The sequence below is a fragment of the Rhodococcus baikonurensis genome, assembly GCF_040489275.1.
GTDB lineage: Bacteria > Actinomycetota > Actinomycetes > Mycobacteriales > Mycobacteriaceae > Rhodococcus_F > Rhodococcus_F baikonurensis.
This window is the reverse complement of record NZ_JBEUOQ010000012.1, coordinates 173,669-185,591: the sequence shown is the minus strand read 5'-3', so window position 1 is coordinate 185,591 and position 11,923 is coordinate 173,669. Positions and strand designations below refer to the sequence as shown.

The following is an 11,923-nucleotide window of genomic DNA, read 5'->3' as shown; positions in this document are numbered from 1 at the left end:
GCTCAATGCGTTTGCGATCACCTTCGAAGGACGCATCACCCTGAACGGTAACTAACCGACATCAAGGTCGGATCCACCGTTAATCGGACACTCCCATCTCACACGAGAAGATCGATCACGCAGCGAGCGGGATTGCACCGGCCGTCGGGGCCGGGTAAATCACCGGAGTCGGCTCCATGTGGATGTGCTGATCCGCCGCGATCGGGGTGAGCAGCGGTCCGGCGAGCGGCGTCGTAGACGGAGACACCGGCGCGTTGAGCACCACATCGTAGGGGCCCACGCCCCACGGCGAATTCGCCTCGGTGCGTGCTGTGATCGTGAAGTTCGCGAGCGCGTTCTCGAAGGAGAAGTCCCCCAGTCGGCCGTCCTTGAGCCACGGTAGAAGTGCGTACCCGTAGAGCTTTCCGTCGGGACCACATGCGGTACCGGGAACGTCGGACCACGTCTCGATGCCGAAGTTGGATCGGATCGTCGCACCGATACGGATACCGGTGGCATTGCCGGCGTGATCGAGGACGATCGGCTGACCTGTCACCATGTTGAACAGTTCGGGATCGACCTTCAGGAACGCGATCTCGACGTTCAGGTACTTCAGCTCGTCCTGCGCTTTGTCGACGAACGCGATCTTCCCGGCGGCGTTCTTGGGTGCGGTTTCCTCGCCGTCTTCGAACTGTGGCGAGACTTTGATGGAGATGTGGCCGTCGGACACGATGGTCGACTTGGGGCCGATGACGGGTGCGCCGCATGCATCGTTCTTGGTAGCGCGGACGACGTGGGAGCGGATGCTGGGCCAAACAGTGGTGGGCATAAGAGCCTCCGAGCAAGGATGGTGTGCGCCCGGCCCATAGCCAGCAGCTCTCTACAGGTGAGGATAGTCGTTGTCCGCCGGTGGGGGCGGGATGCGTGCGGGTTTGTTGGTCCAGCGGTCGGTTTGTGGTGGCGCCGGCGCAGGGTGGGGTGCGGACGGTTTCTCCGCATTGTCGGCAGTAGTGGGTGCGGTGGCCGCCGTTGTGGGCGGTGGTGCAGGCGCAGACTTCCCAGCCGACGAGGCATGTGTTGGGTCCGAATGGGTGCCTGTTGGGGCATTGTTTCGGTGGCCGTTCGTAGCTGGGCATACCCAAATATTCGCACATCTGTTCGACGTTTGGTATCTTCGTCCACGCGGGGTCGGGAGGGTAAGGGAAGACCAACTCGTCCCCGCCACGATGTGTTTGCGGCGCCCGAAAAGCGGATATAATTCCTTTGCTGCGGCGATTCTGAGTGGTCAGTTCAGCCGCGCAAGGCCTGCCCTCCGGCTGTCCACTCGCCGGGGGTGGGCCCTCCCCTACAAGACTGAGAGCAGCCTTCATACTCCCACTGAGGGCTGGGGCCACGTTCGTCCGTTTGGTGGATTTCTGTCCGATTTGCACGTTTGCCTGATGCTTGCCGAATACGTTCGAGGGGTCGGATTCAATTCGAGGGGTCGAATCCGGCAAGTGGTTGGTCATTCCGCGTTGTGTGCTCAACGCGGATGGCGCTCGACGGGACCCGGCCCCACCTGGCCAGGCCGGGTCCCCACGCAAACAACATCATTCCAACAGTCCGAGGTCCTTCTCCCAACGCGCCTACAGTCCGCCCCGCGGGGTCGGAGGGGTAGGGGCAGACCAGCTCGGACGCGCTCAGACATGCACCGGATCGCGCGCCGAAGTAGCCTTGCGCGGTGCGCGTTGCACCCCCCGCGACGCGTACCCGGCCCGCTCGACGAGTCCCCCCGATTGGTCCGAGTGGGCCACCTATGTTTGCAAAGTGAACACGCGGGGCAATAGGGGTCTGGTCCGCCGGAATGACCCCCACCTGTTCCCCGGCGGACCACAGACTGCGTGTCGAACTCTCATCGGTCCCGACACGCACGGTCCGCCGACTGGATGTTCACACCTGACGTCGGCGGACCACCCAGACCGCGCGCCCGTCCCCGACAGTTCGAGCGCGCCGCCCACCGAGCTGCGGTCACGCTCAGCTTCGGTGGGCACCTGGAGCGGATGACCGAGGCAGCCGGGCGGGTTGGAAGTATTGCGTTGTTGCACTTGCCCTGGTTAGACGATTCCCCACGACGAGCCTGTGTTCACGCTCAAAGTTCCAACGCCACCTGTGCGTTGCGCCTGGACGAGAACTAGGTCACCGGCAACGATATTGGCGCGGCCCGCCGCCGTCAGTCGACCGTCGTTGGCCCCGGCAGTACCGGTGATTCCAATGTCTATGCCGTTGACCAATATCCGCACCGCGATTGCATACGGGGACGACGTGAGCAGGTCGGCGGCCAGCAGCATTTCGGGGTGACTGAATTGAGCAACGAACGCGTTGCCGCTCATGACAGCGCCCGCCGGTACCGACGACGGGATCAGGTCGGCCCACGTGGTGATTCCGGTCTGCGCCGCTGTGCGTGTACCGACTGCCGAGGGTTGGTCGGCCTTGTAAATGTTCAGCTGCACGTCGGGTGAAACTAGCGACTGATCGAAATTGGCATTTCCCGATCGCACTCTTAGCTCGACGCCGTCACCCTGCGCCACAGTGAATTCGGCGGTTTGACCGGAAATGATCGCACCTCGGTTGAACGGTGGGTTGGCTATGGCCGCACCGGCACTAACCAATATGCCGTTGTTCCATATGGATCCGGTCACGGTGTCGCCGGAATACGTGGTAATCCGAGCGATCCATGCGGCGCGTACGGGTCCGGGGTTTTGCATGATCAGCTTGTTTGCGGTGACCACCGAGGTGGGTAGCGCAGCTCGGGCCGCCATGGGTGCAACGATCAACGGGGTAGTTGTCTTGAACGTGAAGTTGCTCGTCAGGTTCATGCCCTGCGGTTGGAAATTGATTCCCTGCACGTTTGGTACGAACGCCGTTACCGTAGCTGTGATCAACGGGGCCGTGACCTTCGCATCACGGCGCAACTCGGGCGCATACACAGTCGCCGACACCACAATCATGGGCGCAGCTACCGCACTCGCACCGCGCACAATGGGCGCTGGCAGCGTGCCTGTCACCGCGATCATCGGAGCATTGACCACAGCTGTTCCCGTTGCAGTGACCAACGGAGCCAACAACTCTGCGAACGCGGCGATGATCGGGACGGTGGACGCGTAGTCCACAGTTATCTGCGGCGAGTACATGCCAGCAGTCACCTGAATGAACGGCGCTTCGACTGTCGCATCGAACGCTTCCGACACTGTCGGTGCCAGCGCGATCGCCGTCACCGAGATCGCGGGAACATCGATCAGAGCGTCAGCGGAAACATCGGGCGCGTTGACGGCACCCGTTACGAGTATCGCTGTTTCAGGTCGGACAGTTGCCGTTCCTGACACGAGCGGCTCGTGCACCTGGGCCGAAGCAGAAATAGATGGCACCACTGTCAGAGCGGTCGCCGAAACCATCGGGTCTGCCATCGTGACCGAAACCAGAATATGAGGAACCGGCACGAAGGCATCCATCGTGCCGTCCCACACCAACTGATCGCCAAGATAGGCGCGAAATGCCCGCGCCTCGTCAAGGATCAACGACGATGCGCCCTGGCCACGATTGAACAAGCCCATCGTGTCGTCTCCTGACTACGGGGTGGTGAAACCAATGATTCCAGCGGCGTCCCAGACGCTGGTGAAAACACCTGCTGTGGTGGACACGTCGGCCCCGAAATCGATGTACCCGATCAAGGGCTTCGTCGCGTCCGTCGACGGGGTGTCGTCGTAGAGCACCAAGTATCGGCCGGTGACCGTCGAGTCAGGCCACTGCGTATCCGATGCGTCCAGGACGAGAGTGTTGGTTCCTGCGGTGTAGTTCACCGTCTTCCCCGCCAGTGCGACACCACCAGCGGTGTAACCGGTACCTGCGGACTCGTTGGTTACAGACGACTTGTACTGGTGGGTGTCCTGATTCGGGGTGTACGCGCTCGTGCAGAGCATTGCCTTGATGGTGTGCGAAGTCCAGTTGATCTCGCCGTTCACCATGCTTTTGAAAGCGAGGCCGAAAAGCTTGCCTGTTGCTGCCATGATCTCTCCTAGTTCTCGAAAACGATGTAGAGCGTTTCAGGGTCGGGGTTCGTCAGTGCCGCGTACTCGTCGCGGGTCGCGCGTGCGATTCGGGCTATGCCTCCGGCATTGCGCACGAACCCAGGAACATTGACTGGCGGCGGCATTCCTGCATCGATCAACGGCCACAACTGAACCGGCGTCGACGAGTCCGGGATCTCGATGTCGTACGTTTCGTTCCCGACCTGAACAACCGCAGGACCAGGCACAAGGTTCGGGGAAGTCAGAACACCGTTGACCAAACGGCACGGGACCTTCACCCTGACAAGCACATAGTTCCCAGGCGATACCAGTCGACGCTCGTGAACGGTGAAGCTGACGAACCCGAGATCCTGCGGCGCCGGGGCGGTCTGGTCCAGCCGCCGAAACGTCTCCATGATGACAGTCATCTCAGAAGTCCCCTGCCTGCTGGCGTTGCCTCATGAACGCGAGAAACGAAATGTGCTCCGGTGGCGGGAACTCCCAACCCCGCTCCGCGCCATGCAACGCGATGTCGCGATGCCAGTTCGCGTCGTACTGCAAGTAGTCGTCGTACATCGCGACCTTCTCGGTCATCGACTCCACGCGCGGCGCGAGGTTGTCGACCTGCCGGCGAAGATCCGCAAGATCCGCGGCCTCCACAAACCGGCGACGTTCAGCCTTCGAACGCCAACGTCTCCCCAACGGCCCCAGCACTTTCGCCCACGATTCCGACGCCTCCGACAGAAGCTGTCCTACATACCTGATGACGATCGCCACCAGCACTACCAACAACAACCAGGGGTGCCCCTGCAAGAGCGCGGCAACATCATCGGGCACGTGTCCGCCTCCAACCATCTATCGACGCGTCAGCCAAAACCAGGTGCACCGCAGCGGCACCGAGCACCCACCCGACAGCAGTTCTCCAGCCGTACAGGAAGTCTCGGTCGGCGAGTTCGGCGAGCGCGCCGATACCGAATACGAGGTACAGGCCGAACAACACCCCGTGCGCCAACGCAGTCATAGGGATGCGGGGTACGAATATGCCGAGCAGTCCGACGGCTCCGGCGGTGAGGAAGATCCATCCCCACACATCGAACGGGAGCGCAGCCTCGATCACCGACAACGAATCCGGCGTGAGGTCAGCTGGGAGTCGGATGTAGTCGAGACCACGCGCAACTGCGACAACGAGAGCACCCAACTGCAGGAGTTCTGCAGGCAGGGAGGTGATCTCGATGCGCAGTCGACGCAGGGTCAATGTCATTACTGGCCGCCGGTGTGTGCGTCCCAGAGTGCGATCAGTTCGTTGCGCTCGAGCTTTGGATCGAACTCGAATTTCTGATCGCTGAGGAACTTCTTCCAGGCTTCTTCACCAGAACCTTTGCCGCTGCGCGGCGGTTCCTCGGCGGGAACCGTCTCAGTTTCGGGCTCGGGTTCGGGCTCGGTTTCGGGCAGAGGCTCCGGATCGTCGTCGTACTCGCCGAAGCCGGCCTTGGTTGCGAGTTCGTCGGACACAACGAACGCGAGACTCGGGCCTGATGTGTCGGTGTGGACGTCGTCAGGGGAATCCGCGGCTTCCAGTAGAGCGCGGGCAACTTCCTGTGCCTTGTCGGGAGTTGGGATGATCGAAGGCATAACAGTGCTCCTAGCTGCTGGTGAGGTTGACGAGGACAGCGGCTTGGACCGCTTCCCAGGAAAGGACGTAGGTGCGTTCGGCGATCGCGAAGACCTCATTGGTGCGCCGATCGAGTGCGTCCGCGAGCGTTGCCGGTCGCTGCTTGACCTCGCTGCGCCGGACCTGCACAGCACCGGTGGCGACGAGCCAAGCCGTATCGATGGCCGCGGGTGCGCCGGCGGCGTCAGTGTTCGGGTAGTTGCCGAACGACCAGCGTGTGCCCAAAGTGGTGACCTTGCGGCCGGATTCGACGTCGACCTGCCGACGCTCAGCAGCGAACATCGCGACATGACGCGGTGCATGGACAACACCGACACCGCCGTACTGCTCGTAGAGATGATCCTCGAGCAATCCGATTCCCTTCACCAGCGGCACAGCGGCAGTGGTGAGGATGTCGGTGTCTGCGTTCATCAGTCCAGAATCTGACGACCAGACAGCATTCTCGACGGCAGCCCATTCACCACCGGTCAGCGCTTTGCGAGCGCGGTCGAGCATTTCGGATTCGTCGAGACCGACAGCGCGGCAGGTGAATCCGTTGTAAACGATGATGGGCTCGGACTCGACGATCTCGATACCGTCGGGCACAGTCCGGTCGGGGCCCGGTTCGGGGAGGCAGTCGGCGGCCGCCAGTTTCGCGGGGCCGGAAGGGTTGCTTTCGAACTGAACACCGTTGACGAAATGACGATCCTCCGGGACCACCAGATCAGCGGCCGTGACAAGTCCGAATCGTGAGGGTGTAACCGTCGGCGCTGCGACGTATAGAGCCGGTGCGACAGCCACCGTAGCCTCCAAAAGATTGTGGGGTCAGTGGAACACCACCGGGCACACCGCAGGAGTTCTGCAGGTGTGCCCGGTGATGGACTACGGGGTGGTGACGACGATCTTGCCCTGTGCATCCAGCTCGCGAGCGGCACCGACGGCGCCATTCACTGCGAGAGGGATGCGCACCAGGCGCGACTTCCAACGGCGCTTGATGACGAGCAACTTCTCTTCGATGAACAGCACGTGGAAGTCGTTCTTCTTCAAGTTGACCGTGTCGTACATCGCGGAGACGTTGATGACCTCGCCGCGAGCGCGAACGAATGTGCCAGCCTTGTAGATCATCACGTCGATGGTGGAGGGCCACGCGGTGATCGGGGTTGCGGCACCGAATCCACCGGTCACGCCGGAGAACGCGTCCTGCCAGTCGTAGACCCAGCGGGGTACGGCGTGGCGGGCTTTGAACCAGGCGTCGATCTTCGCGTCGGTGACCTCGAGCGCTTCGGTGACGTTCGATCCGTTGCGCACCGATTGATCGGCGCGGAACACCGGCTTCGCCCACAGGGGGATCGGGACTTCGAGTTCCGCGTTGTCTGGCATGCGGTTCGCGTAGCGGTAGTCCGTGATCTGGATGTCGAGGGCGTTGAGTACCGACGTCGTCGCAGACGGTCCCAGGGAGAGCGTGATCGGGGTGCCCGAGAGCGTCTGCTGCCGGTTCAGCGTGCGGGTGTTCATGCGATGTTCGTGCGCGATCAGCCCGTGCTCAACTACTTCCTGAGTCATCTCCGGGTATGCGTCGTTCGCGAGAATACCGGCAACGACACCGAGCCCGACGGCCTCTGCGCGCGCCTCGTCAAAGCTCGGGCAAGGGACCCGGTAGAACGGCTTCTCCGTGCCGGCGACGGTGCCGCCTGTTGCAGTGGTGAAGCCGGAACCTGCGATGGCCTGAGTCTCGGTCTGGATGAAACCGAACGACGGGTCACCGTAGATGGAGCTGTAGTCCGGTCCTTCGGTAAATCGGAGGCCGCCGCGCTTGGCCTGAACTTCAGGGAGATCGATGATGCCAGCGCTGCCATCCGCGAGAATGCCACCGAGTTCGTACAGTGTTTCCGACGGAGCGCACCATCCACCGGCCGCAACAAGTGACCCGCCCTTCAGTCGGCTGGTGTCAGCGGCGTAGTCGATTGCCTCCTGATCGTTGCGACCGTCAGCAACGAGCCTGTCCTCGAACGGGATCGAGATCGACGCGACAGGAACGGAGTGTTCCTGGTTCGGAACGAAGCCGGCGGGGAAGCCTTGCAGCTTCACGTTTGCGGCGCGAGCGAGGTCCGACGTGGTCAGGCTCTGCCCCTGGCCGAAGCCAGCTACGTCGGCGGAAGCGATGATCGTCGCGCGAGGAGCGTCGGGGGTGTTCTCGGCGGGCATCTTGACCGTCTTTCGGGGGATCTGGGAGAGACGGACACGCTTCACCGGCTTCGCAGCAGACGCCGCGACAGCCTCCAGAGCAGGAGCAGTTTCGACGGCAGCGCCGGCATCCACATCGCCGCCACCCTCGCCAGCGTCCACCGCGCCAGCATCAGCCGAGCTGTCAACGCCGGCGTCCGCGTCTGCATCGACAGCTGCGTCAGCATCCGCGTTGTCCTCACCCTCGGCTTCGGAACCTGTTGCGGCTTTGACGCGGTCGGACAGCTCGGCGAGGCGGGTGCGCTTTGCCTCACCTGCCGCGTCGATGCGTTCCTGCTCGACCTTGACGCCGTCGATGACATCGGCGAGAGCTTCGACGGCAGCGAGGGAGTCGTCGGAATCGGCACCGGCAGCGCTGATTTCGGTGAACGACTGAACCGCCTCTGCCTGCAGAGCTGCGACGTCTGCGTCAGGGTGCGCGGCGAGATAGTCGGCTACGGCATTCGCCGGATCGGCGGGCGGCTTACCGTCCTCGCCCTGCGCCGCGTTGATCAGATCCTGAAGAGTGATGGGGTCCACCGGGGGCCTCCTGCGTGAAACTCGCATTTGGTGCCCGGCCCATAGCCAGCGGCGATCTACGCACACTCTATCCCGTGTGCTGGGGATGAGTGGTGAAGCTAGGTGTCAGCGCTCAATTTTGGTGTAGGTGGCGCCCGGCTGGGAGGCAGCTGCTTTAGCCTCGGCCTCCGTCGCATAACGCTTCACAGTTCCGTCAGATCGGCGAACCTGATGAACCGTTCGCTTCGCTCCCCCACCACAATTGCAACCCATCAGAGCGCCCCTCTCGCCTTCATGTTGTCGATCGCCTTCTGCTTCCACTCCGCGTTATGCGGCGCCCAAAGCTTCCGATAGTCGGCGCGGTCTTCCGCCGACCAGTACTCATCGTCTTCGTCGAGTTTGCGCTCCATGATGAAATCTCGAAACAGTTTCATGTCGGCAGCGGTCCGCTCGCGGATGAACTGCGCTGCTGGGATGCCTGCCATGGTTACTGTCCTGTCCATCGGTTGAGTGCGTCTCTGATCTCGGTCTCGAAGCCATTGTCCTCGAATGCGACGGAGTCGAAGTCAGGGGTGATGGTGATTGTCCCGTCTGCTCCGCGCTCGACCTGAACCGGCACAGTGGTGTAGTCGCCGTCTGCGCTGGTCACACCCAATTCGAAAGTGAACGAATCGTCATCGATGTGGCTTGTGTCGTCGATGGTGACGTCGTGGCCGGCGTAGTTCCCCTCGAATCCGATCACCCCGTCACGGAGATAGGTGTCGACGTCGAACAACTGCGCTGGTGGCGGGTTGTCCTCGATACCAAGACGGGCGGGTTCGTGCAGTTCGTTGATGCCGTACCAGTCGGAGCCACGCATGATGGTTCGGCCGAGTTCTGGATCGTCGCCGGATAGATCTGCAATCTCGCCCGGTCGCGGAAATGCTTCAGTGCCCGGTTCGAACTGGTCCATGCGCCCTGTGATGTCGTCTATCAGTGCCTGATCTGCAGGCGATGCGGTCGCGCGGACTTCGTCGAGTCGGCCGCGGACATTCGCGATGGACCCGTCGAGACGATCAGGATCGCGTGTGTCCCAGGTGTATCCGGCTCGTGCCCAGGCGTTTCCGCCGTCTTCGAGGGTGGCGTGCAGGGAGACGCTCTGAATGCCAGCCTGCTCGTAGTACGCGTTCATCGTCGCCCCGAACTCGGTGGAAAACCCGGTTCCGCGGTGGTCCTCGTCGATGACCAGTTCGGTGTGCTCGACGGAGATGTTGCCGTGAACGTCGCGGTCGACGCGTCTTTCGAACGAGCCGACGTCGTCGCCGTCGAAGTTGTAGATCGTTCCGCCCATGATGTACGAGCCGTGTTCGCCTTCGTCGGGGTTGGGCGGGGTGACGGAGACGGTGCCCATGCGGAGGTGCAGGTCTCCGTATTGGCCGTTCATGCTGGACAGGGCTACTTCCGCGTCGGTGTCGCTCATGGTGAACACGTCGGTGGGGGCGGGGAAGGTGGATGGGTCCGGAGTCCGTGTTTCGGTACCTTCGCCGGCGGGAGCGCCTCCGCCATCTGGTGTCCGAGGGGCATGGCGACCTTTCCCTTTGATGACGGAGTCGATGGGCTGTCCGTACTTCTTCGCCCCACCTGGTGTTCGGACGCGGCGTTCCTTCCCGAGTCGCTCTACTCGTCGAGTAGCCGCTGCCAGGCGCGCCGACCGGACACGTTGGGCAGCCGTCTGGCTACGGCTCTTTCGAAGCGCAGTCGCGCGGACTTGCGCGATGTCGATGGATTTCTTCGCTGCTGTTGGAGGGTCATGACGCTTTCGTGTGGGAGGGATGCCGGCGGCGATGAGGGATCGCATGCCCGAGGCTGCGAGTGCGCGGGTGCGCGGGACTGGGAAGCCGGGGACGTTGACGGCGAGGACTGCGACCAGTTCGAGTTTGTTGGATCCTCGCTGGATGCTGCGCCAGTCTCCGGACACTCCGGATCGACGGAGTTCGTCGATGCGGTCGTCGTCGATTCCGGGGAGTATGCGGCCGGAAAGCCATGGCCCCCAGAGTCCGTCGGTGCATCGGACGACGGCGACTGCAGTGCCGGTGTTGTCGTAGTGCTCTGCGGCGGCGCGGGCCGCTTGTCGCATTCCGGCGTGTCCGGTTCCGAGAGTGAGCTTTCCGACAGGAAGTGGTCCCTCAGTGGTGGAGATTTCGCCTTGGTGGAAGTACGCGTATCCGGTGGCGCTGGTGGGTGGGCTGACGCAGACGTCTGCGAATCCGATGTGGCACGAGTCGGCTTGTGCGAGGTGCCCGTAGACGCGGCCGTCGTCGGTGACGGTGAGCGCTGTGAGCTCGTCGGGTTCGGGCATGGCGAAGTCGGCGGTGTCGTAGACGACGGAACTGGCGACCAGTGAGGCGGTGACGGGCTCGAGTGGGATGTCGCGGACATCCGTGTCAGCGAACGACAGGCGGATCCGGTCGAAACGAATGGGCCCGACTTCGGCCAGTTTGCTGACGTCGAGCCCATATCCTGCTGTGATGTGCGGCAGGAAGGTGTCGTAAGGTTCCGGGATCGGCGGCAGGTCAACGGTGTCGGCGACGGCACCGTACGTGCACGATTGCGTTGCGCTGAGTCCGCGTGCCTCGACGAGGTACACAGCGCATGGCTCATCTCCTGCTGGGTTGAACTGCGCGTGCCCCATCACCGAACCGGACAGTGGGCACGTGAAGTCGAGGACTCGCACCGCTTGCTCAAGCGCGTCTCGCTGCTCCGGAGACCAATTCGCGGCGTCGCCAAGGAACACCAGCGTGGTGTGCAGGACGTCGGCCGGCTCGTAGCCGTCGATCGCGAGCCGCGCGCAGTCCTCGACCGACGGGACGAGTGCAATCATCGCTCCCGAGTGTTTCGCAGCTGATGCAGCGAGAGCCTCCGCTGCACTGCTCGTCCCGTAGCCGAACTCTTCGCCGTACACCGGCTCGATTCGGGATGTTTCGAAGGCGGGTGACGAGACGCCGGTAACGCCCATCAGCTTCCACTCGTGCACGCGGAGCAGTTGGCCGGCGACATCAGGCTCGTCACCGGTGCCTTCTTCAAAGGCTGCGTACGCTGCTGCGAGTTCGTTTGGCGCCCACTCTGATTTGTCGGACCGCAGTGGGATTTCTTCGAGTGAGATGTCGGACAGGTCGGCGGATACCCAGCCTGCGAACCCGTTACCTAGTTTGCGGGCGTACTCGGCGCCGAACGTGTCGTCGAGGTCCAACGGCCCTTCTGCCCACAGATGCCCATCCTGGACCCAGGCTCGGGTGACGAGCCCGACGACGCGGGAACCCTCATGGTTGTCCCACATCTCGTCCTGCGCGGAGAGAGCGACTGGCAGCGGCCGGATCGCAGGTTCGGCGCCGTCGGCGAGCATGAACTGCCGCATGTCACCTGACGGTGTGTTCAACGGCAGCACGGGCCCGCGCCATCCGGTGGGTAGCGGCTTGTCCCCCGCCGGGGCGGTTGGTGCAGTCATCCTGAGCTCCTCTGAACGGTAGAC

The 11,923-nt window shown here is 62.8% G+C and carries 11 protein-coding genes; all 11 read right to left on the bottom strand.

Features of this window, described 5'->3' with window-relative positions; genetic code table 11:
* Positions 1-115: 115 nt before the first annotated feature.
* The 11 genes from ABWI03_RS25290 to ABWI03_RS25240 all read right to left on the bottom strand — a co-directional run bounded on the left by ABWI03_RS25290 (position 116) and on the right by ABWI03_RS25240 (position 11,899).
* The gene (locus ABWI03_RS25290; RefSeq protein WP_075833514.1) at positions 116-808 is read right to left on the bottom strand and encodes a hypothetical protein; all 693 of its coding nucleotides are present in this window, start codon (positions 806-808) and stop codon (positions 116-118) included.
* A 1,264-nt stretch (positions 809-2,072) separates the two neighbouring features.
* Positions 2,073-3,569 carry a hypothetical protein gene (locus tag ABWI03_RS25285; protein WP_353798987.1) on the bottom strand — a complete coding sequence of 499 codons (1,497 nt, stop codon included), beginning with the start codon at positions 3,567-3,569 and terminating at the stop codon, positions 2,073-2,075.
* Positions 3,570-3,584: 15 nt separating this feature from the next.
* A complete protein-coding gene (locus tag ABWI03_RS25280) occupies positions 3,585-4,022 on the bottom strand; it encodes a hypothetical protein (RefSeq protein WP_166502140.1) in 438 nt (145 codons plus the stop codon).
* Between the two features lie 8 nt (positions 4,023-4,030).
* Positions 4,031-4,450, bottom strand: a complete 420-nt coding sequence (locus ABWI03_RS25275) for a hypothetical protein (RefSeq protein WP_353798986.1) — start codon at positions 4,448-4,450, stop codon at positions 4,031-4,033.
* A gap of 1 nt (position 4,451) precedes the next feature.
* Positions 4,452-4,859 carry a hypothetical protein gene (locus tag ABWI03_RS25270; protein WP_353798985.1) on the bottom strand — a complete coding sequence of 136 codons (408 nt, stop codon included), beginning with the start codon at positions 4,857-4,859 and terminating at the stop codon, positions 4,452-4,454.
* The gene (locus tag ABWI03_RS25265) at positions 4,849-5,283 is read right to left on the bottom strand and encodes a hypothetical protein (RefSeq protein WP_054780908.1); all 435 of its coding nucleotides are present in this window, start codon (positions 5,281-5,283) and stop codon (positions 4,849-4,851) included. Before ABWI03_RS25265 ends, ABWI03_RS25270 begins: the two co-directional genes overlap by 11 nt.
* The gene (locus tag ABWI03_RS25260; RefSeq protein WP_353798984.1) at positions 5,283-5,654 is read right to left on the bottom strand and encodes a hypothetical protein; all 372 of its coding nucleotides are present in this window, start codon (positions 5,652-5,654) and stop codon (positions 5,283-5,285) included. Before ABWI03_RS25260 ends, ABWI03_RS25265 begins: the two co-directional genes overlap by 1 nt.
* Positions 5,655-5,664: 10 nt before the next feature.
* Entirely contained in the window at positions 5,665-6,474 is an 810-nt protein-coding gene (locus tag ABWI03_RS25255; RefSeq protein ID WP_353798983.1) for a hypothetical protein, read from the bottom strand.
* An 81-nt stretch (positions 6,475-6,555) separates the two neighbouring features.
* Complete coding sequence (locus ABWI03_RS25250) at positions 6,556-8,436, bottom strand: major capsid protein (protein ID WP_353798982.1); 1,881 nt, start codon at positions 8,434-8,436, stop codon at positions 6,556-6,558.
* Positions 8,437-8,687: 251 nt separating this feature from the next.
* Positions 8,688-8,900, bottom strand: a complete 213-nt coding sequence (locus tag ABWI03_RS25245; protein WP_353798981.1) for a hypothetical protein — start codon at positions 8,898-8,900, stop codon at positions 8,688-8,690.
* Between the two features lie 2 nt (positions 8,901-8,902).
* The gene (locus ABWI03_RS25240) at positions 8,903-11,899 is read right to left on the bottom strand and encodes a hypothetical protein (protein WP_353798980.1); all 2,997 of its coding nucleotides are present in this window, start codon (positions 11,897-11,899) and stop codon (positions 8,903-8,905) included.
* Positions 11,900-11,923 lie beyond the last annotated feature (24 nt).